Here is a 26,725-nt window from a genome sequence, read left to right as displayed (position 1 = left end):
ATGGCATAAGTAATTTACTTGTTTAAGATCAAGTAATCGTTGGAAGGTATTATTATCGGCGTAAAAAGCCCCGAAACGTATGCTTCAGGGCTTAATTAAATAACAATAAATCGTGCTATATGTTTACTCGTGCGTCACCACTGCAATACGAATCGAATCCATCTTCAGTGAAGCGCCTTCAACAGCAGCCAACAGATCTTCTTCGCGGATTGTCAGCGCCTCTAGCTCTTCATCACGAATATTTGGATTCACTTTAGCCAAGGCTTTTAAGCGATCCAACTCTGTTTCCATCTGTTCAGTAATGGACGCTTTCGCTTGTGCAAGCAGATCCGCTTCTGTTTGCTCAACCTGAGCTTCAAGCTTAGTAACTAGCTCAGTAATCTCTTCACGGGTATGTTTTACCAAGTTGTACGCAACATTCTTACCTACACGTTTACCCAAAGTAGCGAAGTGCTGTTCGGTAATCACACCCGTTAGATCGTTGCCATTACTATCGATCACACGGCGAACGCACGCATCTGGAAGGTAACGCTGCAGTTGCAGAGAACGATCGGAAATAGAGTGGATGCGGAAAACGGCTTCAATCAGCAAACTACCCGCTTTCAGTGGTAGAAGCTTCATTGTACACAGGGTTGAGCTACCGTAGCTGCCTTCTAGCATCATCTCCATACCGCCAGACACCATTGGGTGCTCCCAGCTTAGGAAATGCATATCTTCACGAGATAGTGCTTCGTTACGCTGGAAAGTAGCGGTCATACCGTCACTTGGTAAGCCTGGGAAATGGCTATTCAGCATATGATCGCCCGGATGAAGGATCACACCATTAATGCCTGTGGTTTCTTGCTCAACACCAAAGTGATCAAAGATACGGCCCATAAAGGACGCTAACTTACCTGGCTGGCTATCTTCTTCAACCGCATCTAACAGCTCTTCAGCCATATCAGCGTTGCAGGAGTTAAGCTCGAGCAAACGATCACGGCCTTCCTGCAATTCAGCTAACAACGCTGATTGAGTTTGAGCCGTTTCATCGATGAGTGCATCAACCGCTGTCTGATCCAGTGGGTTTTCCATGCACTCATGTAACTGCGCGGCATATTGCTGTAACAAGGATTGACCTGTAGGGCATACCTGCTCAAACGCACCTAATCCTTCTGCGTACCAACGTAGCAGCACCGATTGCGCGCTACCAGCGAAATAAGGCACATGAATATTTACATCTTGAAGCTGACCGATACGGTCCAGACGACCGATTCGCTGTTCCAGTAGATCTGGATTCATAGGCAGATCGAACATCACCATGTGGTGTGCAAATTGGAAGTTACGACCTTCACTCCCGATCTCAGAACAGATCAGCAGCTGAGCACCCTGCTCAGAATCTGCAAAGTAAGCCGCAGCGCGGTCTCGTTCAACAAGGCTCATGCCTTCGTGAAACAGTGCTGTACGCTTACCTTCAAATAGGCGTAGCTGTTTCTCTAGAGTAATAGCTGTTTGCGCGTGCGCACAAATCACTAGAACCTTTTCACCTTTGTAATCTTCCAACCATTTGATCAACCAGTCAGCACGGTTATCTTCTAATAGCCAAGCAGAACCTTCACCATTACCGATCAAAGATTCTGGGTGCAACTGACGCTCCATTGGTGCATCGGCAATCACTTCTTTATACGCGTCCGGTAACGGTAGTTCGTAGCTGTGAAGCTTACGCTCTGGGAAGCCTTGTACACTTTCACGTGTATTACGGAAAAGCACTCGGCCTGTGCCATGCTGATCTAAAAGAGTGCGTACGGTTTTCTCGATTAACTGTTCACGTTCTTCAGAATCATCATCTTTGTGAACTTCCAGATGATCTGCCATCTCATCGCCCAGATACTGGTGCAATAACGCAGTAAAGGCTTCATCCTTCAATGCTTCACCCCAACCTTCTGGGTTCTGTAGCGTTTCGATCAACTGGTTAACGCATTTGAAAGCCTGCTCTTCTTCAATGAACTTTTGCAGATCGTAATAACGGTCTGGATCCAGCAAGCGCAAACGAGCAAAGTGGCTCTCGATACCCAACTGTTCTGGCGTTGCAGTCAAAAGCAGTAGGCCTTTGACATGCTGTGCAAGGCTCTCAATGCAGGTATAAGCGTGGCTCGCGCCCTCTTCACTCCAACCGAGGTGATGAGCTTCGTCCACCACCATAAGATCCCAACCTGCTTCTACCGCTTGTTCAAGATGCTTTTCATGCTGAGTAAATAGTGACAATGGGCTTAACACCAATTGTGCTGTCTCAAAAGGATTACCTTCGCTTTCAGCGCAACGACCCTCATCCATAATAGAGAAATGCAGGTTAAAACGACGCAACATCTCCACCAGCCACTGGTGAATCAAGCTATCAGGTACAACCACCAGCACTCGACTCGCTAAACCAGAAACTAACTGTTGATGAAGAATCAAACCTGCTTCAATGGTTTTACCCAAACCTACTTCGTCAGCTAGCAATACGCGTGGTGCAGTACGCTTACCCACTTCAGAAGCGATATAGAACTGGTGTGGCAAATATTGAACACGAGGACCGATCAAACCGTAAGCGGCAGAGTTCTGGTGCTGATGTTGTAGCTTTAAAGTTTCTTGACGTAGTTCGTAGTGACGAAGCTTATCGATCTGGCCTGCAAACAAACGCTCGTAAGGTTTACTGAAATGAACCGCACTTTCTAATGATGCTTCATGAATAATCTGTTCGTTACCTTCGGCATCATCTCCAAAATAGATAACACAGCCTTTGCTTTCTTGATGCTCAGTAACAGTGATAGACAGACCTTCATCGTCAGAAATTTGGTCGCCAATAGGGTAAACAATGCGGCTTAATGGAGCATTGCTTTGCGCGTAGGTACGCTCTTCACCGATTGCAGGAAAAAAAATCGTTACACTGCGATTAACCAATTCAGTGACTACACCTAAACCTAACTCAGCTTCTGTATAGCTGTACCAACGTTGGCCGACCTGAAAATCTTCTGTCATGAACTCTTCGCTTACTAAGGGCTGGAAAAATAGCTGGGCATAATAGGCAGTTACAGCCCGAAAGCCAAACGGTTTTAAGCTTTTGTAAATTTTAGTTGGCGTTATACTGTTCGCAACCCTGATCTATACGAAAAGAAGGTGAAATTTGATGAAATTTTATACTCCTATCGTTCTTATACTAACCGGTGTTGTTTTAAGCGGTTGCTCAAGTACGTTAAAACAGTCGTCTTCTCCAACTGTATCTATGCAGGCGCAATCACCTGTAAGCCAAGCTTTACTCGATCAATATAATAGTTGGGCAGGTACACCCTATCGTCTTGGTGGGAACAATAGATTAGGAATTGATTGCTCCGCATTTACCCAAATCACTTTTAGAGATCAGTTTGGTCTGGATATTCCACGCACCACACGCGATCAATTAGGTAGCGGCTCCAACATTTCTAAAAGTCAGTTAAAGGCAGGAGATTTAGTCTTCTTTCAGACCGGCTATAAACAAAGGCATGTAGGTGTGTATGTGCAGGAGGGGCAATTCTTACATGCCTCCACCAGCAAGGGCGTTATCATCAGTCGTTTAGATAACCCTTACTGGAGCAAACATTACTGGACCGCTCGCAGGCCAGAAGGCATTGATGTGCGGTAGTAACTAACTGCTGCCACCACCCCCCCCTCCTCCGCTACAACCGGAGCTACAGCTAGAGCCACTACCCAAGTCGCTACCAGAATCGCTGCTAGAGTCGTTACCAGAGCTACAGCCACCGATACCACATCCGATATGGCTAGCGCAGTAGCCATCGTTTTCACGACCTTTACAGTTTAATTGGTAGGTGAAGCCATCCTCGATTTTTAGTTCAGCATCAATCGCGAACAAAAGAGGTAAACGCCTAGGCTTAGCAGGATAGATTCCCTCACGCAAACACGAGAATTTCCAAGCCCGTTGAATCCCTACTTGCGCTTGGGTTGGCTTTTCCATCGCTTCAGCGGGTGTATGATGTAAAAATTGACCCAGCGCTTTAGAACAGAACACCTCATAATCGCGGGTAAACAAAATAAACTCATGCCATACCACATCCACCGCCTGCGATGGCATTGCTATAGCTCTGTTTTTTGCAGCTAGGCAGATTAGAAAGAACACTCTTAGCCCTTCCATTACCTTGTCACAATCAGCATCGGAAAGGTGCGGATAGCGCTTTCTTAGTTCTACGGTTAGACGCTCAGGGAAAACATAACTCTCGATCAGTTCTCGGCGTTGCTTCTTAACCTTCCGTTGTCGCAATTGCCAATACATTATCAAGAGAAAAACAGAGATAAACGATAATGCTATAAAGCTCATTTCACATCCTTGCTTATTCGTTTACAGAAAAACCATCGTTAACTGAAACACTATCACGATGGCTCATCAAATAGTCAAAAGACCATCAAATTAAGAATTTTTCTGATAACAAAACCTAGTTTTTGCGACTAGGCTGCAACGTAATTAAAACTATAAAAAAGATGGCAGGAAAAGTAATGGAATATTGTAAGGAATGCACCGAAGTGATGATCGCTACGGACGGCAACCCAAGTAAAGAACAATTGCAAAAATTAGGGAAGCCTGAAGCCAAAGAGTGGTGCAAAATTTGTAAGGAGTTGATGATGGCTAACTATCAACTCCGTCAAGAGTGCGATAACCAAGCAAAGCACTTTGGTCAACGCCATCAGAAAAGTGAGGGCTTTACACGCTTTGACGTATAAAGCCCCTCTGTTTACTTCTCTACTAACACGCTCACCTGCTCAACAATATGCTGACCAATCGGGATAGCAGAGGTTGCAGCTGGCGATGGCGCGTTACATACCGCTAGTGCCCTACTCGTATTCATAAACAAGAAGTCATCGATCACATCCCCGTTTTTAGAAACCGCCTGAGCACGAATACCCGCTGGATACTCTTTCATATCATCTAGCGTTAGAGACGGACAGTATTTCTGAACCAGCTTTAGATAACCCGGTTTTGAGATTGAGTTTTTCAACTCCGTCATACTTGCCTTGAAGTGCTTGAATAGCAGCTTAATCATCCCCGGATAGGTAAGCATCTGGAAACTATCTTTCAAACTGATATCGGTCTTTTTGTAACCTTCACGTTTGAACGCTAACACGGCGTTAGGGCCAACGGTTACCGTACCATCGATCATACGGGTCAGATGTACGCCCAAGAACGGCAGGTCAGGGTCTGGGATCGGGTAGATTAGATGATTCACAATCTGATTATGTTGCTCATCTAACAGATAGTATTCACCACGGAATGGAATGATACGGAAATCAGGTTCTAACCCCATCATCTCAACAATACGATCAGACTGGAGCCCCGAACAGCTCACTAAAAAGCGTCCTTGGAAACGCTCATTTTCAGCAAAAACAGTCACGCGATCGGCGAACTCTTCAATACCTGTAACGCGAGTATTAAAGCGAACTTCACCACCGGCCTGCTCAACCAATTCACCCATCTTACTGGAGATCTGTGTGTAACAGACAATACCTGTAGAAGGCACAAAGATGGCACCTACACCATTGATATTAGGTTCACGCTCGTGCAGTCGCGCTTGATCTAACACCTCGATCTCGATGCCATTTTCAGCGCAACGGCCAACAAGTGCCTGCATACGCTCAAGCTCTTTCTGGTTGGTCGCAACTAAAAGCTTGCCGCACTCATCAAACGGGATATCGTGTTCACGGCAAAACGCTTTAGTAGCTACGTTACCTTCTTTACAGAAACGTGCTTTCAAGCTGCCCGGCTTGTAATAAACACCGGCATGTATAACACCCGAGTTATGACCCGTTTGATGTTGAGCCGCACTGGACTCTTTTTCTATAACCAAGACCGATTTGCCTGGATACTTTTTCTGTAATTGCCACGCAGTCGACATCCCTAGAATGCCGCCACCAATGACAATGAAATCATATATTTTTTTATCTGAAGTCAGGCTCACACCTAATATCCTTAAGTCAGTACTCGAAGGCAGTGCTATGCAGCACTACCTTCTGAATCCGCAAAACGACGGCTATACATAAAGATCACAGCGAACAGTGCCGCAGCAACCAAATTGATCAGCACTTCACCGTGTGGCCAAAGCAGAGCAACTGCCAGAGCGCCACAGATTATACGCAGAACAATATTCAACTTCCCTTCTAAATAGCCTTCCATAAAGCCAACAAAGGCATACAAACCAAAGACAGCAAAGATAAAGATGCTAAACACCTCCATCGCTGTACCACCAATAAAGTTGGTATAAGCAAATAGAAGCGGCACGATATACAAACCTTTCGCGACCTTCCAAGCAGTGAAGCCTGTTGCCATAGGTGGTGTTTTTGCAATTGCAGCTGCAGCAAACGCGGTTAAGCAAACCGGTGGCGTAACGTTAGAGTCTTGCGACAACCAGAAGATAATCATGTGTGCAGACAGTAGAATCATCGCCAACACTTCCGGCGCCATCGCCTGCTCTAGAAGCTGCCCTTTAAAGTCCGCTGGTACTAGATCAAGTAGCGCTCTGGCATCAGCTTCCGCCATAGGTGCAGATAACAAAGCAACCTTCTCCATATCCACCAGCATAAAGATGGTTTTAGCTGCTTCTGGTAACGTGCCCTCAACAATCATATCCAACAGTCGGCTTTCAGCCATCAAACCATAAAGCGCTGGCGCAGAAAGCGTTGCCAATACGATATAAGCCGCCGTAACCGGTAAGCCCATACCTAAGATAAGCGATGCTAAAGCAACCAATACCAAGGTGATAAACAAGCTACCGCTCGCCCAGTCAGTCACCATCAGTGAGAAGGTATTACCGATACCGGTCATCGCAACCACATTCACAACCAAGCCTACTGAGATCAGGAGCATTGCAGTGGTCGCCATGTTTTTAGAGCCTTGCGCTAAAGCATCCAAAATGGCTTTAGGCCCCATTGGGTTCTTGGATAACCAAGATGAAACAATCACCGAGATAATCGACAAGCCTGCAGCATAGGTTGGCGTGAAGCCATAGATAAGCAGTGCGACAAGAACAACCAGAGGAAGCAGGAAGTGCCAGCCCTCTTTAAATACTTCACCAATCGGGCGTGTATCCAGCTCAACCGCGTGCGCATGGCTACGCTTTGCTTCAACTCGCACGAAGAAGCCTACAGATAGGAAATACAACAATGCAGGAAGTGCAGCAATGGCAATGATATCCAGATAAGAGATCTGAGTATAAGACGCCATGATAAAGGCACCCGCACCCATAACCGGAGGCATTAATTGTCCACCCGTTGATGCTGCGGCCTCAACCCCGGCAGAGAATCTGGCAGGGAAACCCGCCTTTCTCATTAATGGGATAGTAATTACACCCGTAGATACAGTATTTGCTACAGAAGAACCTGATACTGAACCCATTAGGCCAGAACCTAATACCGCTACGAAACCCGGGCCACCAACAAATCGGCCAGCCGCACAGCGGGATAGATCAATAATAAAATCACCTGCACCAGACTTAACTAGGAAAGCGCCGAACAGGATAAACATAAACACATAGGTCCAGGAGATACGCGCGATCTGACCGAACATACCTTCTGAAGAGAAATAAGATCGATATAGTAGCGTCTCAAGACTCAATCCGGCAAAACCGAAAATGCCATCGATATACTTACCCCACCAAAATACATAAGTCAGCGCAGCAAGAATTAAACAAGGGATAAACCACCCAGTTGTTCTACGCGCCATTTCTAAAGCAATAAAGATAGCGCAAACAGAGAAGACCCAATCCCATTGGGCAAACTTCACACCTCGGTCATACAGCGCATCTTCAAAACCGATAAGGTAAAGCGCACAGACAATAGCGGCGATGCCTAACAGTACATCCAACACTAAACCAAGCTTTTGCTTAGCCTCGCTACCACCTTTGAACATAGGCACCATCAAACCACACATCAGCGCAAAACCGCCAAAGTGGATGGCAGAGACATAAAGCTCTGACCAAGTACCCAGAGTATTGAAGTAGATATGAGCTATGGCGAACATTACGCCAATCCAATAAACCGCTCGCCCTGTTAGCGACTGTTCTGGACGCTTTGCTAACTCTAGCCCTTTTAATTTTTCACTGACTTCCTGGTCGGTAACAGAAGTTTCTGTAGCCATGCTTTCTGATCGCTCACACTGATATTACAGCCAGCCGATCCCCTTCCGAGTTCGGATGACCATGATCGTAATATAGGAATTAGGGTGGTGCAGATCTCAGTCTCGCTGGTAACTGAGTCTGCACCGGGTCGAACCTAAAAGCTGGGAACTAAACTAAATGACCACATAGTCAACGTTTAGTTCCTCTGAAGAGTCGTCTCTCCAGCTTATTTAGCTGTTAGGTGCTCAGGTATGTTGATACCTTTTTCTTTGTAGTAACGCGCTGCACCTGGGTGTAGTGGTACAGGAAGACCTGCGATCGCTTTTTCTAGTGCCATCGCTTTAGTCGCTTTATGAATACCGTTTAGGAACGGTAGGTTTTCATAAACAGTTTTAGTTAGTAGGTATACATCTTCCTCGGATACATCATCACGTACCGCTAGGAAGTTTGGCTGTGCCATTGTATTGATTGCTTTAGTTTGACCTGGATAAGTATTCGCTGGAATCTGATAACGAGTCCAAAGCTGGTAACCACCGTTAGCTTCTTTGATCTGCTCATCAGTAAAGTTAAGAACAGTAATGTCGCTACCTAGTGCAGCATAAGCACGTGTAATCGCAGACGTTGGAACACCTGATGGGATGTTCATACCTTCGATAGTACCGTTCTGAAGAGCATCAGCAGAAGCACCGTAACCCATGTGCGCTAGATTAAAGCCATCAACATTAACATCTAAATTGCCAAGGATCGTACGGCCAGAACCTTCTGTACCTGAGTTCTTTTTACCAATTGAGAATTTTTTACCTTCAAAAGCAGTAATGTCAGAAATTGTGCCTGTTTTAGCTAGGTCACTTTTAACTACAAACTGCTCAACGTTCTGCCATAGCATAGTTACAGAACGAAGATTTTTATTTGCGCCAGTCTCTTTTAAACGCCCTTCACCATTCCAAGCCCACGCGCCGTATAGACCTTGTAGGATCGCAAACTGAGCTTCGTTTTCGCCCAACAGTTTAACGTTCTCACCCGAACCTGCTGAGTTGATCGCGGACATAGAAATCTTATGTTTTGGCTCTAACTTAACTTTAGTTAGTGTCGCCAACGCTACACCTACAGGGTAATAAGTACCGCCAGTAGATGCTGTAGCCAAAATGTAAGAGCGCTTATCATCAGCCTGTGCCAGACCTGCAGCGCCCATAGCTGTACTCATTGCTAGGGCTACGCCCATACCTTTAATAAAAGTGCGTTTTGTTATTGTCATCCTCTTACCCTTCTCCAGTTTGAGGTTTTTTTATAAAGTTTTGAGTTACACCCCTTCTGTATAGCAATGGGTATGCCATAAAACAAAAATTAAAATTAACCATTTAAAAACAGATAGTTATAAGAAACCCACAAAACCCCTTTACCTCGATAGGCAAAATATTGCTTATTTAAAATCAAGTAATAAGCAAAATTACGCTCAAAAATTCGATTTAATCAGCAGTTCTCGATGAGAATTCAGAGATCAGTGGGCGAACCTGTTGATATAAAGAATGATTAAGCGTCATAAAGTATTTTTCGATCTCCAAACAAGACTAAAGGCTAACAAGGATCCACTAGCTGAATTCAGCATCCGTAAAAGTAGGCAAAAAATTGCTTATCCAGCAAAGCAATCAAATCTTAAGGCATATTCAATGGAGAAAAAGATCATATTTCCCATAGAGATAACGGAACTAATCAGGGAGAATGATCTCAGAAATATACTACCTAACTGGACGCTAAGGCATTACTGATGACCCTGACTACAGGCAGCATCGGCCAACATCAAACATCGGTTGGCACCACCCAAAATACCGCTGAAACGGCTTCGACAAATAAATCGGCAACTGAAAAAGAAAGTAGCAAGGCCTCAACACAGCCAAGCAACCTGTCGGATCGCGCGCAGAAGGTCCAAAAACTCAATGAAGAGTTTTTTACCGGCGGTCCAAAAAGCGTCAAAATTACACCTGAATTTATCCAACGCTTGAATGAATATGGCTTTCTAAACGACAGTGAAGCATCTCGCTATCTAACCGACCAACAAAGCTTAGGAACGGCGCAAGACGACACTGTCGGTCAGTTAAGTGACTTTATTGATGACTTCAGCAATAAGCTGCGTGAAGAATCTAGCGAGAGCAGCTTGGTAGCAACGCTGGAGAAAGCGAAAAAAGTCTTAGACAACCTTGGTAATACCAACAGTAATTCCGCACTGGATATTAAAACGACCACAGCAGAGCTTACGCAATACCTCAATTCTGATGACGCTATAACACTCAACGAAGAAGATAGAGATCATCTATCCCAGCTTCAGATGGTTTTGGGGATCGCTGATAAGCTACAACCAGAAAACCTATCGCGATCACAATTAAACGATTACGTCAGAGTTCTGAACGGGTTTTAAGTCAGTAATTGCTTTGTCCTACTATAAGAAGAGAAATCAAGAGTAGTAATATCTGATGTTTTTCTTTGCTGCAAACCACCCCTTTTCAAAACTCAGCTCCTTCTTTTGGTTAATTTTTTCTAATTGAAATCTCTTATACCATCACCATTATTGTAACAAAACTGTAACAATTGGTTTTTTCTAATAGAATACTTCAAACAATTTTGTCAAAATACGCTTATTGGTATTACAAATAGCAAATATTGAGGCGCTCCATTGCTTTATAAGTTTTTGTCTAACTTTTCTACCTCAACGCTAAGGAAAGCAGAGCAAGAACAGTCGAATATATTTTTAATTTTTCTACTACTTCTAATTGGTTTAGGGCTGCCCGCCCATGCTAATCAGGTTAGCCAGATTAAAACAATCGCACCTCAATCTTCATACGATGTCAGTCATCATTACTTTGTAACCCTCTTGCAGAATGTTCTAGAAACTACAGCAGACAAGTATGGACATAGTCAGGTTGTATATTCATCTCAGATGGAACAAGGACGTGCCCTTTATGAGCTAACGAAAGGCTCGAAATTAGATGTATATTGGGCAGGCACGTCTATCTCACGTGAACGAACACTAATACCGATTCGTATCCCTTTGCTTAAAGGCCTATTAGGTTTTAGAGCCAGCATTATTCGCGCAGAGGATGAAGAAAAGTTCAGAGCTATTACTAGTATTAAACAACTACAAGATCTCACAGCTTGTCAGGGGGCTCATTGGCCTGATTCAGATATTTTAGAAAATGCTGGATTGGCTGTTCGCCGAAATCCAGTCTATGAAAACATGTTTACAGAACTCGCTGAAGGCCGTTGCGACTTTTTTCCACGCGGCATTCACGAAGGCGGTGGTGAAGTTGCCGCTAGATTGGCAATCTATCCAAACTTAAAATTGTTCACGGATTTTGTTATCTATTATCCCTTCCCTATGTACTTCTTTGTGAGTTCAAAAAACCCAGAACTCGCAGAGCGTATCAGCAAGGGCTTAGAAGCAAACATAGATTCAGGTTCGTTAGATCAGCATCTTCAAAGCCACCCAGTTACATCACGCTTATTCCCTATGGAGCAATGGCAAGACAAACAAGTATTCGTTTTGGATAACCCGCTGTTACCACGTAATACACCAACAGAAAATAATAGATATTGGATAAAACCTTAGTGTATTAGGCAGTTAAGATCATCAAATTTTGTTTCTCCCTACTGCCTAACTCTCTATCTTTACTTATTGCCTATCAGAACCTTTAACAAATATCCTTTCAGAACCACTTTCATTCCAGTAAAAGGCGTAACCCTGCTCAAAATTCCACTCACCAATTAGCTTCATCTCTGCCCCCTCTTGAGTCCATTTCAGATCGGCTAACTGCAGCATCGGTAAAGGGATCTCACCTAAATTATTCTTATGCTGATCTACGATCTTTATGAATCCGGGTTTATCTAAGGAAGATCCGGGCATCGTCGGGGTAAAAGATCTATAAGTGTTGTAGCTTATGATCGCGGTATATCGACCAGAAGGATCTTGCAGGGTGTAATAGACAGTTCTCGATGTGAAGAATAAAAAGCTGATCACCGCTATTGTTACAAGTAGCAATAAGGCAATTTTTAATTTCATGATGGGTAAATCCTTTTTATCTCATCCATTGCCTTAATACTGCAGCCGTCGATAAACAATCGTCTTAGCACCATTACAAAAAACGGGCGACTGTCCAACACAGTTCGCCCGTTCTTTTCAACTAGATAGGTATTAACTAACTAGTAAAATAGATGCTTATCTATTTTGCTGAAAATTCAGTTCTGTTAGGAATTGCAGCGAAATCAATGAGCTCTTTTTCCATGTTAAAGCCATTAGCTTCAAACCAATCGATAAGCTCTTTCTCACGGTTTTCGTTGTAGAATCTGTGCGAATACATCAGCACTACACTGTGACCATCCACAAGGCTAGCACGGGCCATAACCCCTTCAGCTACCTCTTCACCAGACATTACACCAACTACAACAAACTTAGTTGAAGCGCCATCTTCAGCTGCTATTTTAATCGCTTTTACCAAACGGCCGTTCTGCGAGTAGCCATCACGTAAATCGTTAGCTAATTCTTCAAGGTCATCTTCACTACGTGTGCTAGATGAGAAAATCACAGAAACCTTTTCGTTCCAGCTTTCTTTGTCTTTATCGGCACCCGTGAAGTACGAGTGCGTGAACTCTTCACTACCGTTATATGCGTAAGATTTGCCGTTTAGCTGAATTGGCTCAACCGCCAAAACTGAGGTACTCAGCATCATCGCTGCACAAAGAGAGACTACACCTGTGATTCTTTTGATCATGTTCTTTCCTAACCGTTTTTATAATTTTTGGTTTGCTACTTACTTTTCGTCTCAAATAAGCAACAAACAGAATAATTCTACCCTGACCTGATTATTGCCAGTTGTCAGCGCTCTTCAAACTGGCCGACAGTAGTAATTCCTTCGGCAATTGAGCCAATAGAAAACTTAGATACGCAGCATTCGCCGATTGAAGAGAAATGCGCTCTAATCAAATCCACCATTTCTTCAAGTTCAAAATGCTCTTCGACGAGCCTTGGCATAACAAGGCGATCCTCTCTCTCCTCTAGAGAAAATAAGACGCCATCCGAATCGATTAAACGGTCATCAGCATCATAAACAACGGCATGAAGATCATGATCGGTTTCCCACTCAGATCCATTGGAGATATAAGTCAGTTCACTATCTCCCTGATACTTAATAATGGCTGGCCACTTAATCATGTTACCTCGCATGTACCTTTATAAATGCCTTTAGTTCTGAAAGGCTACGGATCACAAAAACAGACTTATGCTGAGCCATACCTTGAACCTCCGCCATAAATTCATCGTTCCAAAACGAAGGCGACAAGCGCAGCATTTTATAACTCTGCATACTGCCTTTCAGCACCGAACTTCCTTCTGGCCAACCTTCAGGCTTAATAAACATTCCTTTAAGCAACCGCTTAGTAACAAACCAATAACTCGTCGGATAAGGAAGGTCGATATACACTAATGTATCGGCCACATCTAAACGCTTCTTAAAAGCCCCCAAAGGACCTAGGCCATCGATGATCCAACTATCAGAGGCCAATATATTTTCATGGGCTTTATCAAAGATTTCACGTGCGACAGGCTCGCCACTTTGCTGATAGAACAATGAATCGAGTTGATGAAGTGGCAAACCGCTTACCTTTGCCAAGGTTTTGCTCAAGATTGATTTTCCACTACCCGGCTTTCCAAAAACTGCGACTTTCCTCATGGGTGCTCCCTATTTGAATATCCCCAGAGGCAGAAACAATAAACCCACCGTCTAGGGTGGGTTTAATAAATTCAGCGCATCAAGCATCCCACCATTCCTAAGGAATGATGATAATTCGTGCTACGTATTGATCTTGTTTGATGCTCATACAGCTATCGTCATAGATGGTGCCGAGATTGTCAATTTCTCAATTGCTGTATTTATTTCAACAGTTAGCGTCTCGCTTTAATAACCCATCAGCTTTAAAGAAAGGTAAGGGATAATAAATAGGCACAACGATAGCAATTTGAAATTGGCTAAGTATTTAAAGTACAAAGCAGGCAACTGATCCTCACTAACACCCAAAAGCTTTGAATGTAGAGGGATCACAGACGAGCGCATGAACATCAAAGCCAACGTAGTAAAAAGAAGAACAGCAATACTTAAAATAGATCCCCAACCAAAGAACGCCGTAATCTGATCAACACTCATATCGAACTCTCCCTATTTCAAATAGCTTCTATTTCAAAAGCCTCAGCTCTAGAAATAGTTTAGACAGATTCTGAACCTAAGACGTTAATCAGAAAGCCCTTTGACCTTAACAACCTTCTTAAACCAGTTTTGTTTAGGATAATGGATAAACATCTCAAATTGGTTTGGGCCGTTAAAGGTTAGTTTGTAGTGATCTTTAGATAGCTCAACCACTGTATCCAAAAGATAAGAATTATAGAAAGGCATAAAGCTGTAAGAGCCAACAAGCTCTAACTGCTTACTAATCACGATAACTTCACAGCCTTCTTCGAACGGACAGTCCCAATTCAAAAAGAGAAGATAATAATCCGGCAGCTCAAATTGCTGATCGATAAGATAGCCTGGCACAGTGAAATCTAGCCTTTCTCCACAAAAGAACAGCGCAGATTGAAGCGGCCGACCTTCATACTCTCCTTCGTGTTCTTGAATGGTGAATTTATCGCAAGAGATCATAATTTTACTCTGGCATTATGTGCCGACTATTTTGCAGCAAAAACTGTCAAAGTGATTGTTTTGAGTAAACGGCAGATACTGCGAAGAAAACGAAATATCGTGATAGCGATAAAGGGAGTCAATACCAACAGAGCGACTGTAAACAAGGGATCAGAAGGTTCCACTATAGACGCGTTATTACTCTTATCCCTAAAAATCCCACCATGTCGCACATAGGTGTAAATAATATAATAAGCCCACGACTGGAGGATAAGTATTGCAGAATGGACTGCAAGCTCTATAAGCTGTTCTCTTAGTTTTTCACTCAACTATTAGGCTCCCATACCACTTACAGAGTTACTAAGAGCAATCCCAGTTATACCAAACTTTGGAAAAGTCATTTTGCTTTAGGGCCTCCTCCTCAATAAAGAAGTTACCGACCCCCATATCACCCCACATAATTTCGTCATCACCTACGGATTCCGAATCCATTTGAAACAACAACACCCATCGATCATCTTTCCCAAGGGTACGCGGGTCTTCTTGGGTAAAACAAGCATACCCTCCAACCTTACTCCCCTCGGAAGAAAAATTGTCATAAATATACTCGCCAAGATCCTCTTCATAATCGAACGGATCACATGCGTATTTTTCAAATCGGAAATCAGTAGGCGAAGGGATTTCGCTTTCAACTCGGCCTTCTACACGAAACTCACGATTGAGAGGAAGGTAACTATCCTTATGAGGTGTTGGTAGATCACTCTCCAGCAATTCAGTATTCATCTCAATAACCGAATGATAAACGACTCTGTATCCACTTGGAGAATTAAGGACTTCCTCGATTGGATTATCAAAGTCCATCCCGTAAAGGTCATCATCTTCAATAAAGAACTGAAGAAGACCACTTACGGGATAACCTTCAATATTTGGTAGCTCAGCAAAATTTAGCTGAGCAAGTAATATCAACTTTTCGCCAGCCTTAGATTTGGGATAATCCATTCCCTTAGGCCAATAGGCTTTGCCACCAAACTTACTACTCCATACATGCTTTGCGTTTTCAGCTATGGGGCTTAGTTTTAGGGCAGGTAGTGCGTACTGCTGTAAAGAAGCGCGTATTGCTTGAGCTTGAGTTTCAATATCCATTTGTTACTCCTAAATACATTTATTAAGACTGAAAGGCTCTGAATTAAAGGGCTTTGACCCTTTTATATTGGCTTCCTACCTATTTCATCAGGCGCCGCCTGTGTAGAAGCCCAATGAACATTTCCTCTTATACGCTCATAAAAACGAACAATATTCGGGAAACACTCCCAATCAATAGGCATTGCTGCTTGAAACATTTCAACGTGGCCTAGTGCATAGTCTGCAAGAGTCCAGTCGTCACCGACAATAAACTCACGCCCGTCTAAATGCGCCTCAAGCACAGGACCATAACGATTCAATTCTTCTGTATAAAAATCAACGACTGCCTGATTAGTCTCACCAAGACCAAACGATGGTTTTGCCACACTTTGAAAAGCAATAACGCCTAGCGCTTTGTTGAAATGTGCCAACTCCCAGCACAGCCATTTTAGTACCTCAGCCTTTCCAGCGGCATGTATAGGCAACAAACTCTGATTTGCCGTGATTTCGCATAAGTAGGTATTGATTGCATTGGATTCCCAAAGTACAACATCGTTATCCACCAGTGTGGGTGACAGTCCGTTTGGGTTTAGCTTCAGGTATTCCTCAGTTTGGGTATCACCTGCAAAGATATCCAGCCAAACCACTTCAGGCGTTAAACCCAAATGACGAACAACGGAAAGTACTTTTCTGCCATTAGGCGAACCATTAATTAAATAAAGCTTCATAGTACATTTCTCTTAATTCCTCAAAAGGCTTTGCAGACCATTTACTTGCAAAACGAAAGTAATACAAAGCTAAACCAACAACTTTCGTTTTGCAAGTAATGAAGTTATATTATGCACATGAAAAAGACATTACGTTCATCCTGTCCGATTAACTTTGGTCTTGAAATATTTGGTGATCAATGGAGCTTGATGATCATTCGCGACATAGTGTTCAATCAAAAGAGCACTTATGGCGACTTCCTGAATTCCGCGGAAAGCATCTCAACCAATATACTAGCCAAGCGATTAGACCACCTATTGAAGTCAGGCTTACTGACGAAGCATCGGTGTCCTGATAATGGTCGAATTATTCGCTATAGGCTTACCGACAAAGGTAAGTCACTTATACCTGTATTGCTTGAGATGATTATCTGGGGAGCAGACAATGGTGAACATAATCCGTCACTATCTGCATGGGCAAATTCGATTCGTGCGGACAAGGAGCAAGCATTAAAAGATGCTCTGGCACGGATTGATGAGTGAAAACCTTAACTTTTAAAGTTGCTCGCAAACACTAAAGGGCTTTGACCCCTTTAGTTCTTCAAACACTAAAGGGCTTTGACCCCTTTAGTTCTTTTAGTTTCTATTTATTTAGCCTCTCAAACTCTCTAAGATCTACCTCTTCACAACCTTCAGACATCAATAGTTTCAACTCATCATTGATTGGATACACCCCAGCACTTGAGTGACTGTATCCATACGCACCTATATACACATCTTCTGTATCAATTTCAGGAACGGGTTCAAAATAGACATAGCCATCAATTTTATAATCAACTAACAGCCCAAGGATCTTAATAACGGAATGAGCATCCATATGCTCATTTAAAGCGACTACCTTACATTCTAAAAGTTCGGAGTATTCATCTGCACCAAAAATTGACTCTAACCTTATACCGCCTACTTTCAAAGACTTTCTAATTTCAGAATAGTCAGGCATTAGTTTATTAAGAGCAACAGCCCAACTTCCCCAGCTAATAGTTTGTGTCTGAGCAGACACTTTCAACAGGTTTTCTAGTCTTTTGACTTCATCCTTCAATGCATTTGCATCTTGAGACTCATCTTTCTTGACCGTAACAATCTGATTTGATTTCTTATCGAGGTATTGAGAATAGAAAGCATCTTCTTGAAGCTCAGGTCGAAATCTTGTTTGTAATAAGAAAATAGCACCTAGGAACATAGGCACGTTGAAAACCGCCGCAATAACTAAAACAGAACTCTCCCATCCGTCAGAGCCCAAAGCGACAGCCGAGCTTAAAAAGCTTCCATTAACTACGATTAAGCCAACTAACCACGCTGCCAACAATTGAATCGGCTTTGTTACTTTTTGTGGATCAACTTTCTGGTTATTCATTATTACCCTTACATACCTCATGAAGCCTAATGCTTAAATCAGGTGCGCCGTGGGCGGCGCCTAGATTTACTTGTTAGAGCATTTTTTCATAATGCTTTATTAGTTTTTTGTTGTATTTTTGACCTAATCCAAAGCGAAACTTTATAAATCTTTTTTGATCTGCGGTTAAATCGCTCACATCTGGTGTGTGAAGAGATGTAATCCAGTTTTGCCACTCATATATGTTAATTAAAGAGCGTATCGTAAACTCTCTTTCATAAAGGTTTTCATCGATATTAAAAGTGATATCCTCACCAGATGAATACTCAACATAGTCTCTAGAGCATTGCTCAAATATGGTGCCAATCCCTTTTTTATAGTCTAAAGAGTGATCTTTAACATACGCAGAATTGTATTCTTCAATGTGTGACTCAGATAAGTCATTTGCGAACATGGGTTGTATAAATATTCTACCGTTCTCACGTATGTTTTTTCTTATGATGGGATTCATGATGCGATTTCTTCCATTCACAACATCAAACCCCATTTCGTCCCTATCTTTGTATAAAAAAGAATGTGTTGGATATGGGAACCCTAAACGCCGTGATGCAAGAAATACGGTTGATATATTGGTGAAACAAACGTTGTTGATAGATAGTGTGAATGCAGTGGGTGCCAATTGAAATGAGAAAGATTCAATTCCACCCATGTTGAGCTTTTTCCTGTCAGATTTGAATTTCTCAATGATGAGCATTCTATCAAACTGACCAATCCTGCTCTTTATATGAAAGTGTGGTTCTACTTTTAATGCTAACTCTGGATTTGTATGGGTTTTATCTAGCATGATCATACCAAGCCAGATTCCAACCCGGACTTTATCGAACCAGTCTAAGCAAATCGACAGCATTTCTGTTGTAATGGAACCGCCTGTAATTATAGTTTCTATTATTGGTTTAACTTGACCTTCCAAATCTGCAAATTCGTTATTGCATATATTACATGCAGGAAAAGTGAATTGGTCAAAAGCAAATATTCGATCTTCTATTCCATCTGCACTCTTTTTAAAACCAAAGCTTGCTTGCCTCTTCGGATTCCCAGTCATTTCTATAAGCCATCGCGGAATGACATGTTCTTTAGTTTTTCCGTCTGGTTTTGAACCGCAAAATACACAAAATCTAGACAATTAATATTACTTCTATATTGATGGTTGATGTATATGATGCTCTAACATTTGTATATGTGGATTAATGGGCTTTGACCCCTTTAATATTAGCTAGCTGACCACTCTCGACACGTTGAATAGTCCTTGTGCTCAAGCCAACCATTGTTGCGAGCTCTTCTTGAGACCAATTCCGATCTGTTCTTAATTTCTTTACGATCATTTGTAATTCCTCGCCAACTGAGCCTCAAATATGGCGCAAAAGCTAAGTTGGCGGTGACGAAAGCGACCTGACAGTTAGGCGACAGGTCTTTATATAGCGATAAATCACTGATATTTAGTAAAGGCTTTAGTACAAGCAATGAAACTTTATTAAAAAGGCTTCGCCCCCTTTAATTCACTTTAATTATTATTTCTAACCGAATCAGCTCTAGTAAATATTTCAGACTGATCAAAGACTTAGCAATTAACAAGAAAGTACTTGGCACTCTTTTTTTTATATCGCTTTACTCTGGAGTATACTCACGCAATATCCGCTTAGATAATGAATTTAAATCTTGGTATACAGTATCTTCAGCAATACCAATTTTTAACAAAGTTTCCATGAGTTCTCTACGAGCTTCACTTCCATTGATTTCAATCTTAAATATTTCCTTACAATTTCCATCAACAAAATAATCGTCAATTTTTTTACTGTTATGTCCATGCAATGTAAAAGTCCCTTGTTGAGACGAAATTCGCTTATTTGTAAATTGCATTTTTATAGCAATTGCATTTTTTCCTGTTTTTGCGGTTACATTTGAAAGAGTTTTTGGAAGATAACTACTCAAATCGAATTGCTTTTCATCAGAAACACTATGAGTGAATATCGATTGTTCAGACCCTGTATTAATGTTGTTGAGTTGTAAGTGGTTCATACACCAAACAACTCTATTTTCATTTTCTTCATCTTTTTCAAGGGCAAAAAACAGAGCTATAAGTGGAGATATACTCCAATCAAGCAACCTCGTTGGCAGTCCATAATGCTGCATTAGGGCATACTGCTCAAAAGCACCTAGTGTCTTCACCGTTGAATCATACAATGGGCTACTCGTGAGAAACTCATCTATCATGCCTTCATGCTTTATTTCTTCAACCTGTCTCCATTGAATCCCAGATAATAGTTCATAACTTTGATCAGATACTCCTCGGTACCAAAGCTCGGACTCATGACAAGAAACTCGCTCATTGATCTCTTGGACTGCACGAACATAATCACAGAAGTTATTTACATCAAATGTTGTAATCATTGACCACTCTTAAATTAAAATTATCTTAAGTATGTTTTTAAGCTAACGCACTAAAACTCTTAGATAAAATACTTCGTGCATTGACCTTATCTACATACGTTTAAATTCAGATATAAAATCTGCAAGTAAGGAGAACTTAGAAATGAAAGAGTTTCCCCATAAAAATAATCACATGTTATATAGAAATTGATACAGCAGCCTAGGCACAAAAAGCTCGATGTACCTACAAACGCCCGACTTCCATCTGTCTGATGCAGTTAACTTTTTAACCTAGCTGTGGAGGCAATACAAGAAAAGTGTTTGAGATAGAGCCTGTAGATGCCCAAACTCTATCTCAAATAGCCTACTGATACATATTTGATTTTGATTGAACCGCTTTAAGTGTAATCAGCCCTATTAATCCCGTACTTCGCCATCTTCTGGTTTAACGTACGTCTTGGCAGGTCAAGGGCATCCATCACCGCTTTGATATTACCTTGGTGCTGTTGTAAAGAGCGTTTGATTACTTCAGCTTCAAAGCCTGCCACTTGTACTGCTAGGGGTTGGCTGATATCCCCATCTAAATGTGAAGCCTGCAGATTACTAGTATCAGGGAAAAGAATGTCACTCACCGATACGCGCTTATCCAAAGCGTAACGCATTGCGATATTTTTTAGCTCGCGAACATTACCCGGCCACTGGTAACTTTGCAGGGTGCGGAAGTCTTGCTCGGGCAGTGCTCGCTGCTCTTTATCGTGAGACTCTGAGGTCATACGCACATAGTGCTCAAACAGTAATGGCGTATCTTCTAGACGATCTCGTAATGGCGGGATATGCAGCTGCGATACGTTTAGGCGATAGAAAAGATCTTCTCGGAAATCGTCCTCTTCCCGCAGATCCGTTTTAGCCGCAGCAATCACACGCAGATCGACTTTGATCGGTGAATTACCACCTAGGCGCTCAATCACACCTTCCTGCAGTGCACGTAGTAGCTTGATCTGCAGATGAAGTGGCATGCTCTCGATCTCATCAAGAAACAGTGTGCCACCACTGGCGTATTCAAACTTACCGATTCGGCGTTTTGCTGCACCGGTAAAAGCTCCCGCTTCGTGACCAAAGAGCTCGCTCTCAATTAGAGATTCTGGAATTGCACCGCAGTTGATCGGTACAAAGTGTTTATCTTTACGATGGCTAAATTCATGTAGCGATTGCGCCACCAGCTCCTTACCCGTACCGGTTTCACCGTAGATGATGACATTGGTATCAAGATCAGCCAGCGTTAGGATCTCTTGCTTTAATCGCCTGATCGCTGGCGATATACCAATTAAGCGTTGGTCGATACCGCTGGAAGACGCTAAATTTTGCTGCAGGCGTAGGTTATCCAACATTAGACGACGTTTTTCACAAGCCCGTTGGATTGTCTCTACTAAGCGCTCTGGGTTGAAAGGTTTTTCAATAAAATCATAAGCGCCCTTTCTCATGGCGCCAATGGCCATATCGACATCGCCGTGACCGGTTACCAGTACAACAGGGAAACCGGGTACAGTCTCTAGGATTTTGTCCATCAACTCTAAACCGGTCATCTCTGGCATTTTGACATCGCTGACAACAATACCAGGGAAGTCGACTTGGATATGGCTAAGCGCCTGCTGGCCGCTATCACAGCCAATCACATCAAAACCGGCCATTTGTAACCATTTTTCGGTAGATTTCCGCACCATGGCTTCATCGTCTACCAATAAAACAGTACCTCTGGATGACTGATTTGGTGATTGCTTATCTGTCATTACAACCTTCTCTAATTAGTTTCACAAATAGGTAATAGCAAGGTAAACACAGCACCGCCCTGCTCGGTATTCCCTGCACTAATATCACCATTTAAATCACGCATGATGGATTTAACAATCGCTAAACCTAAGCCTAGGCCATCGCCCATAGGTTTTGAGGTGATAAATGGGTCAAATAGATTAGCCAATAACGCAGGATCGATACCTTCCCCGCTGTCGATCACTTGCAATTGTAACTGTTGGGATTCGCTATCTTCGGTCAATTCAATCAGAAGCTCTTTATCAGTAATACCTTGCATGGCATCGATAGCATTTTTAACAAGGTTAACGACAACCTGCTCTAGGCGGGCGTTATCACCGAGCACAAACAGCGTTTTCTCGGGTAGATCTAACTTGAGCTGTACGTCTTCATCAGCAATGCGTTGTTTAAACATCTGCAAAGAGTTTTCGAGCACCATCTGCATGGAAACCGGCTGCTTTTGTTCTGGTTTTTTATAAGCGTAGGTTTTTAGCTGGGTAGTAATTTGCGCCATGCGTTGTGTAAGCCCATCTACTTCTAACAGGCTTTCTTCTAGCATTTCAGGTTGTGTCATCACCTGTCGGCAGATCGCTACATAGTTCCTAATCGCAGTTAGCGGCTGATTAAGCTCATGCACAATTGCCGTAGACATGCGACCAAGCACCGCCATTTTACCGGCCTGCACCAACTCTTCCTGCGCTTCTCTAAGGGCTAGCGTTCGCTCTTCAACTTTGTGCTCCAAAGACTCATTGGCTTTCTGTAACTGAATCTCCAACCCTTTACGTCTGGAGATATCGATGACTGTCACAAGGAACTGCTTTGCCTCATATCCCTGCATTTTTCTGATAGAGATCATCAGCGGGAATTCAGCCCCGTCACTTCTGGAACCTACCGCTTCGTAGCCCACCAACGGAGAGAAACCTTTTTCACCGAGACGATGTAAAACCCTGGCAATAGGCGTAACTCCATCTGAAGCCAGCAACTCTAGTAGAGGTTTGGCGAGGATCAATGGCATTGATACCGCAAACTGCTGCAAAGCCATATCGTTGGCAAAGGTGATATGACCTCTTTCGTCGATAAGCAGCAAGCCAACTTGTGCGTTATTAATAATCGCTTTTTGTTGAGCTTCACTTTTCGCTAAGGTCTCACGAGTGACATTTTGTGAGCGGAGTTTTAGCTGCCTCTCTCTAAACCACAAAGCAAACAGGCCAAGCGCAATACAGCCACCAAACGAGAACAATGCGGCATTTCTGACATTTCGCTTAACGACTTCGGTGTCTGTGAGTACCGAAACCTGCCAGTTCAAATCATCCAGCGCTACGGAGCGTGATAACCACTGATCGGCACCTCGCTTCCAAAGCCGTGTAATCACACCGCTCTCAAGCATTAACACCTCTTCATCAACCTGCTCTTTTACCGTTTGAAATCGAGTAAGTGGCGCCGTCGTAAAGAAAATAGAACCGGTCTTATCTCTTAAGATCACTTCGCCAGTGGAGCGCAACTTCTTAACCATCGCTTCGAGTTCAACCCGAACCACTGCTGCACCCGAAAACTGTGTGCCGTTATAAACAGGTGAAGACAAAAAATAAGCGGGGGATTGATTATGTTCATTCAAGCTAAATTGGCCACCTCGGTGACCAGCTAACGCTTGTTTATAGTAATCTTGTCTTCGATGTGATCGTTGAATGAATTCCTGTTCATCCCGCCAATGGCTATAGGCAGCCGTATTACCATCGGAATTCAAAACAAAAAGAGAGGATGAACCCGCCACAAGGTTGATCTGTTCTAAATAAAGACTAACTTCTCTAGCTATGCTCGGAGAAGGATCAACCAAAAGGTCTTTAACATCGGTATCTTGAGAGATTAAAAACGGCAAATAACGATACTCGTCTAATGCCGATCTTAACTGGGTGATAACTTTTAAAAGCTCATCAGAACCTTGCTGATGCAGGTTTTGCAGGGTCCAGTCACGCGCAAAGGTAACTACCTGCCATGTACAGACAAGCGTTAGTAATAGAAAGAGAAGCGTGACAAGCAGTCGTCTGACCATTAGTGATTAATTCGAAACCCAAAAACTCAGATTAGCAGGGGTTCAGGGATTGAATCAAACAGCAATGCCGCTCCAATCATATTTATCTGCCTGATCAGCCTGCACACGTTGATGCCAGCCCGGTGCGTCAATCACATCGCCAATATCATCAAGCGGAGGATAAGCTAACCCTTTATCACGACAGAACTTCGCCAGATCACGATTACCCCACTCAAACAGGGTACGTGAGATCTCTTCGTTGCTTAGGTGCTGCTTTTCATACAAGCCCGCTAAAATGCGCTGGCGCTGAGCTTCGACTAAGATAATGCCGGCAGCCGTGGCTACATTAAGCGAGCTCACCATCCCCATCATTGGGATAATGATGTGCTGATCGGCCATCTCCGCTGCAATATCACTCACACCCTGTTTTTCAGCGCCCATCAAAAGCGCACATGGTTGGGTGTAATCAAACTTGCGGTAATCGATCGCTTGATCGGTAAAATGCGCAGCCACCACTTTCATGCCCTGAGCTTTAACCGTTTCAATCGCCGATTCGACTGATTCGTGCTGCCTATTTTTAACGTAGAAATCACTGCCTTTCGCCGTACCACGGTAAGTACGGTAACCCTCTTTAGGCACAACGGAATGAATACTGTGAATACCCACAGCATCACAATTACGAATCAGTGCTGATAAATTTCGAGGTTTATTTACTTGATCAGCAATCAAACTTAGATCAGGTTGGCGGCGTTTAAGCACACTTAGCAGTTTTTCAGTACGTTCTGGCGTCATAAAACTATAATTGCAGGTAATTTAACTGCGCGAACAGTAACAGAGTTTTTATCTCTGTGTAATAATACGCGCCTCAATTTTCGTTAAACAGATAAAGACCATGACCAACCTGCCTGCCATTATTGCTTATCAAGGCGTACCGGGTGCTTATTCACACCTTTCATGCCGCAAAGCTCATCCAGAACTAGAAGCTAACGCCTGTGCAACTTTTTCGGATGCGATGTTTATGGTCGAGCGCGGTCAGGCACGTTTAGCGATGATCCCGCTCGAGAATTCCACAGCGGGTCGCGTAGAAGAGATCTACCGCTTAATGCCGAAAACGGAGCTACATATTGTCGGTGAACACTTTGAGCCAGTGAACCACTGTTTGTTAGCGCCTAAAGGCACAAAACTAGAAGATATCACGACTGTGGCATCTCACCCGCAAGCACTAGCGCAATGTGACGGTCATATTAATGAACTCGGCATTAAACCGGTTGCTAGCCTTGATACAGCAGGCGCGGCTGCAGAACTAAGCCAAAAACAGACACCGGGCCATGCAGCAATTGCATCTAGCCTAGCAGCAGAGCTTTACGACCTAGAGATTATCCGTGAGAATTTCCAAGATAAAACCGGTAATACAACTCGCTTCTTGATTCTTGCACGCGATAGCCATATTCCTACGCTAACCGACGGCTCTCGCTTTATGACATCTATCATGTTTACCGTACGCAACATTCCAGCAGCGCTATATAAAGCCCTAGGCGGCTTCTCTACTAATGGCGTCAACATGTTGAAACTAGAAAGCTACATGGCGTCTGATACCATGACTGCGACGAGTTTCCACCTAGATGTCGAAGGTCATCCAGAGCAAAAAGCGATGAAATATGCGCTACAAGAATTAGATTTTTTTGCCAAAGATGTGCGCATTATGGGCACTTATCCATTACATCACTTCCGCTTGGAAGACGATCAGATTATTGAATAAATAGCCTGAAAACCGCTTAACCACACAAATCTAATTGATACCTAGCTAAACTAAACGTAAGTATCAATTAGGTAATTACTTTCTGCACCAAAGTCCAATTTTGCACTGCACAAAAAATCAACATACTAGTCGTGCACTTGCGGCTTAGCTATCAAGGACATGTGATAGCTACTGAGCCCATCTGCATCCCATCTTCAACTCTGGCCTCGCCATGAGTTAACGCATTTTTTACCCCTCTTTTAGAGGGGTTTTTTTTGCCTATAAAAACTGCTCTCTTGTTCTATTCACGAATCTAACCTGCGATACCTAAACCACTATTGCTAGCTCTATAAATTTTTGCCATCATATATGGAAAAACATATATAAAGATTAAATATGCAAGCCACGACTCTATTTAAGTGCTTATCAGATACAACAAGATTTGAACTGATAATGCTAATACATCACCACAAAACACTCTGTGTATGTGATTTCACAACGCTACTTGAGCTAAGCCAACCGAAAATTTCGCGACATCTGGCGCAGCTAAGAGAACACGGAATTGTGAGTGATAGCCGCAAAGGGCGCTGGGTTTATTACAGTCTGAACGACCAACTACCCGAATGGTGTCAGCGCATAATTAACGAGACTTATAACGCTAGCCAAACAGAGCTAGCGGAACTGCTAAGTAAAAGCTTAACCTCAGAAAGCTGCTGTGAGTAATAAAAAG

The 26,725-nt window shown here is 43.0% G+C and carries 27 protein-coding genes; 7 read left to right on the top strand and 20 right to left on the bottom strand.

All coding sequences use genetic code 11. The features are described 5' to 3' along the window. Positions 1 to 123: 123 nt before the first annotated feature. Positions 124 to 2,997 carry an RNA polymerase-associated protein RapA gene (rapA, locus tag ACMXYS_RS06635; protein ID WP_415898005.1) on the bottom strand — a complete coding sequence of 958 codons (2,874 nt, stop codon included), beginning with the start codon at positions 2,995 to 2,997 and terminating at the stop codon, positions 124 to 126. Positions 2,998 to 3,145: 148 nt separating this feature from the next. Between rapA and ACMXYS_RS06630 the strand changes: the two genes are divergently transcribed. Beyond that, entirely contained in the window at positions 3,146 to 3,637 is a 492-nt protein-coding gene (locus ACMXYS_RS06630; protein ID WP_415898004.1) for an NlpC/P60 family protein, read from the top strand. A 3-nt stretch (positions 3,638 to 3,640) separates the two neighbouring features. On the opposite strand, the gene ACMXYS_RS06625 is transcribed toward ACMXYS_RS06630, so the two are convergent. Then, a complete protein-coding gene (locus ACMXYS_RS06625; protein ID WP_415898003.1) occupies positions 3,641 to 4,327 on the bottom strand; it encodes a glycine-rich domain-containing protein in 687 nt (228 codons plus the stop codon). A gap of 176 nt (positions 4,328 to 4,503) precedes the next feature. Between ACMXYS_RS06625 and ACMXYS_RS06620 the strand changes: the two genes are divergently transcribed. Then, on the top strand, positions 4,504 to 4,728 hold the full coding sequence (locus ACMXYS_RS06620) for a hypothetical protein (RefSeq protein WP_415884228.1): 225 nt from the start codon (positions 4,504 to 4,506) through the stop codon (positions 4,726 to 4,728). An 11-nt stretch (positions 4,729 to 4,739) separates the two neighbouring features. On the opposite strand, the gene lhgO is transcribed toward ACMXYS_RS06620, so the two are convergent. From lhgO to ACMXYS_RS06605, 3 genes are all read right to left on the bottom strand, one after another. After that, positions 4,740 to 5,936, bottom strand: a complete 1,197-nt coding sequence (gene lhgO, locus ACMXYS_RS06615; protein ID WP_415898237.1) for an L-2-hydroxyglutarate oxidase — start codon at positions 5,934 to 5,936, stop codon at positions 4,740 to 4,742. Positions 5,937 to 5,995: 59 nt separating this feature from the next. Further along, positions 5,996 to 8,134, bottom strand: a complete 2,139-nt coding sequence (locus ACMXYS_RS06610; protein WP_415898002.1) for a TRAP transporter permease — start codon at positions 8,132 to 8,134, stop codon at positions 5,996 to 5,998. Positions 8,135 to 8,340: 206 nt separating this feature from the next. Continuing rightward, positions 8,341 to 9,369 carry a TAXI family TRAP transporter solute-binding subunit gene (locus ACMXYS_RS06605; RefSeq protein WP_415884226.1) on the bottom strand — a complete coding sequence of 343 codons (1,029 nt, stop codon included), beginning with the start codon at positions 9,367 to 9,369 and terminating at the stop codon, positions 8,341 to 8,343. A gap of 510 nt (positions 9,370 to 9,879) precedes the next feature. Between ACMXYS_RS06605 and ACMXYS_RS06600 the strand changes: the two genes are divergently transcribed. Further along, on the top strand, positions 9,880 to 10,527 hold the full coding sequence (locus ACMXYS_RS06600) for a hypothetical protein (RefSeq protein ID WP_415898001.1): 648 nt from the start codon (positions 9,880 to 9,882) through the stop codon (positions 10,525 to 10,527). 255 nt (positions 10,528 to 10,782) lie between these two features. Beyond that, on the top strand, positions 10,783 to 11,715 hold the full coding sequence (locus ACMXYS_RS06595; RefSeq protein ID WP_415898000.1) for a hypothetical protein: 933 nt from the start codon (positions 10,783 to 10,785) through the stop codon (positions 11,713 to 11,715). A gap of 63 nt (positions 11,716 to 11,778) precedes the next feature. Here ACMXYS_RS06595 and ACMXYS_RS06590 read toward each other — a convergent pair whose 3' ends face one another. The 8 genes from ACMXYS_RS06590 to ACMXYS_RS06555 form a co-directional block, all read right to left on the bottom strand. After that, positions 11,779 to 12,165 carry a hypothetical protein gene (locus ACMXYS_RS06590; RefSeq protein ID WP_415897999.1) on the bottom strand — a complete coding sequence of 129 codons (387 nt, stop codon included), beginning with the start codon at positions 12,163 to 12,165 and terminating at the stop codon, positions 11,779 to 11,781. A 160-nt stretch (positions 12,166 to 12,325) separates the two neighbouring features. Beyond that, positions 12,326 to 12,874: a hypothetical protein gene (locus tag ACMXYS_RS06585; RefSeq protein ID WP_415897998.1), complete on the bottom strand. Its 549-nt coding sequence runs from the start codon at positions 12,872 to 12,874 to the stop codon at positions 12,326 to 12,328. A gap of 104 nt (positions 12,875 to 12,978) precedes the next feature. Further along, on the bottom strand, positions 12,979 to 13,314 hold the full coding sequence (locus ACMXYS_RS06580; protein WP_415897997.1) for a DUF4144 family protein: 336 nt from the start codon (positions 13,312 to 13,314) through the stop codon (positions 12,979 to 12,981). 1 nt (position 13,315) lies between these two features. Next, positions 13,316 to 13,831 carry an adenylate kinase gene (locus ACMXYS_RS06575; protein WP_415897996.1) on the bottom strand — a complete coding sequence of 172 codons (516 nt, stop codon included), beginning with the start codon at positions 13,829 to 13,831 and terminating at the stop codon, positions 13,316 to 13,318. Positions 13,832 to 14,056: 225 nt separating this feature from the next. Further along, complete coding sequence (locus tag ACMXYS_RS06570) at positions 14,057 to 14,302, bottom strand: DUF6868 family protein (protein ID WP_415897995.1); 246 nt, start codon at positions 14,300 to 14,302, stop codon at positions 14,057 to 14,059. 84 nt (positions 14,303 to 14,386) lie between these two features. Next, complete coding sequence (locus ACMXYS_RS06565; protein ID WP_415897994.1) at positions 14,387 to 14,794, bottom strand: hypothetical protein; 408 nt, start codon at positions 14,792 to 14,794, stop codon at positions 14,387 to 14,389. Between the two features lie 339 nt (positions 14,795 to 15,133). Beyond that, the gene (locus ACMXYS_RS06560) at positions 15,134 to 15,916 is read right to left on the bottom strand and encodes a YwqG family protein (RefSeq protein ID WP_415897993.1); all 783 of its coding nucleotides are present in this window, start codon (positions 15,914 to 15,916) and stop codon (positions 15,134 to 15,136) included. A gap of 62 nt (positions 15,917 to 15,978) precedes the next feature. Next, the gene (locus tag ACMXYS_RS06555) at positions 15,979 to 16,623 is read right to left on the bottom strand and encodes a glutathione S-transferase family protein (RefSeq protein ID WP_415897992.1); all 645 of its coding nucleotides are present in this window, start codon (positions 16,621 to 16,623) and stop codon (positions 15,979 to 15,981) included. Between the two features lie 117 nt (positions 16,624 to 16,740). Here ACMXYS_RS06555 and ACMXYS_RS06550 point away from each other — a divergent pair, with 117 nt between their 5' ends. Beyond that, positions 16,741 to 17,145, top strand: a complete 405-nt coding sequence (locus ACMXYS_RS06550; protein WP_415897991.1) for a winged helix-turn-helix transcriptional regulator — start codon at positions 16,741 to 16,743, stop codon at positions 17,143 to 17,145. Positions 17,146 to 17,245: 100 nt separating this feature from the next. Here ACMXYS_RS06550 and ACMXYS_RS06545 read toward each other — a convergent pair whose 3' ends face one another. From ACMXYS_RS06545 to trmH, 7 genes are all read right to left on the bottom strand, one after another. Next, positions 17,246 to 18,016 (bottom strand): hypothetical protein, encoded by a 771-nt coding sequence (locus ACMXYS_RS06545; protein WP_415897990.1) that lies wholly within the window; start codon positions 18,014 to 18,016, stop codon positions 17,246 to 17,248. A gap of 73 nt (positions 18,017 to 18,089) precedes the next feature. Further along, positions 18,090 to 19,097 (bottom strand): hypothetical protein, encoded by a 1,008-nt coding sequence (locus tag ACMXYS_RS06540; RefSeq protein ID WP_415897989.1) that lies wholly within the window; start codon positions 19,095 to 19,097, stop codon positions 18,090 to 18,092. Between the two features lie 142 nt (positions 19,098 to 19,239). Beyond that, entirely contained in the window at positions 19,240 to 19,377 is a 138-nt protein-coding gene (locus ACMXYS_RS06535; RefSeq protein WP_415897988.1) for a helix-turn-helix domain-containing protein, read from the bottom strand. A 283-nt stretch (positions 19,378 to 19,660) separates the two neighbouring features. After that, positions 19,661 to 20,443: an FRG domain-containing protein gene (locus ACMXYS_RS06530; RefSeq protein ID WP_415897987.1), complete on the bottom strand. Its 783-nt coding sequence runs from the start codon at positions 20,441 to 20,443 to the stop codon at positions 19,661 to 19,663. A 377-nt stretch (positions 20,444 to 20,820) separates the two neighbouring features. Next, complete coding sequence (locus ACMXYS_RS06525) at positions 20,821 to 22,209, bottom strand: sigma-54-dependent transcriptional regulator (RefSeq protein ID WP_415897986.1); 1,389 nt, start codon at positions 22,207 to 22,209, stop codon at positions 20,821 to 20,823. 11 nt (positions 22,210 to 22,220) lie between these two features. Continuing rightward, positions 22,221 to 24,278 (bottom strand): sensor histidine kinase, encoded by a 2,058-nt coding sequence (locus tag ACMXYS_RS06520; protein ID WP_415897985.1) that lies wholly within the window; start codon positions 24,276 to 24,278, stop codon positions 22,221 to 22,223. A 54-nt stretch (positions 24,279 to 24,332) separates the two neighbouring features. Beyond that, positions 24,333 to 25,049, bottom strand: a complete 717-nt coding sequence (gene trmH / locus ACMXYS_RS06515; protein WP_415897984.1) for a tRNA (guanosine(18)-2'-O)-methyltransferase TrmH — start codon at positions 25,047 to 25,049, stop codon at positions 24,333 to 24,335. A gap of 100 nt (positions 25,050 to 25,149) precedes the next feature. Between trmH and ACMXYS_RS06510 the strand changes: the two genes are divergently transcribed. Then, positions 25,150 to 26,016: a prephenate dehydratase gene (locus tag ACMXYS_RS06510; RefSeq protein ID WP_415897983.1), complete on the top strand. Its 867-nt coding sequence runs from the start codon at positions 25,150 to 25,152 to the stop codon at positions 26,014 to 26,016. Positions 26,017 to 26,448: 432 nt separating this feature from the next. Continuing rightward, positions 26,449 to 26,718 (top strand): metalloregulator ArsR/SmtB family transcription factor, encoded by a 270-nt coding sequence (locus ACMXYS_RS06505; protein ID WP_415897982.1) that lies wholly within the window; start codon positions 26,449 to 26,451, stop codon positions 26,716 to 26,718. Positions 26,719 to 26,725 lie beyond the last annotated feature (7 nt).

This window comes from Neptuniibacter sp. QD57_21 (assembly GCF_047778075.1).
GTDB lineage: Bacteria > Pseudomonadota > Gammaproteobacteria > Pseudomonadales > Balneatricaceae > Neptuniibacter.
This window is presented reverse-complemented; position numbering and strand designations above follow the sequence as displayed.